Source organism: Collinsella aerofaciens (assembly GCF_032584215.1).
Taxonomy (GTDB): domain Bacteria; phylum Actinomycetota; class Coriobacteriia; order Coriobacteriales; family Coriobacteriaceae; genus Collinsella.
Genome location: NZ_JAWHPN010000085.1, coordinates 1 through 580, shown reverse-complemented (window position 1 = coordinate 580; position 580 = coordinate 1). Strand labels below are relative to the sequence as shown.

The window sequence follows — 580 nt, the reverse complement described above, 5'->3', positions numbered from 1 at the left end:
CGCTTCCGTCACGGGGTTCATTTTTATTGTTCACTCCTCCGCCAACAGGACGGCCGCCACTAACTGCAATGTTTAGAATATTGCAATTATTATCATCGGGTTTCGTACTGGTGTACCACCCGCCATTGATTCCATACTCATTGGAACCCTTTAAATTAGACGTCTTGAGCAGCTGAACGGGCCTAATATTGCTGGCATCCGTCTCAATAATGTGTAACGTCATACCATTCTCTGTAGCTTTATGATAGGTATACATTTCTTTTCCTCCGTTAAAATAAACAGATTTTGATGTCTTGTAAGCGCCTACGTAATATGAAAGAAATTGTTGCCCGTGAAAAATAAACTAGAAACAGGAGGCTACTATGAAACTTCACTGTCGCTTGAACCGCCTTTGGTGCATCCTACCTATGTGTGCTTTTATTGCCGCATTTTTTATCGGATGTACCATCAGCCGGTCAGATTCCGTTCCGTCTTCTTCGTCCGAGCCGCTGCCCGCGGCCACGCCGGCTCCCACCCCCCGGACACTGATGGAGGGGATCGCCCCCATGCCCATCGCCTCCAGCTACATAACCTACTATGC

General features: G+C 47.4%; 1 protein-coding gene. It reads right to left on the bottom strand.

Going from position 1 to position 580, the window contains the following annotated elements; translation table 11 throughout:
• The coding region (locus RX395_RS09860) for a hypothetical protein (protein ID WP_316367305.1) at window positions 1-256 on the bottom strand (256 nt) is incomplete at its 3' end.
• Window positions 257-580 lie beyond the last annotated feature (324 nt).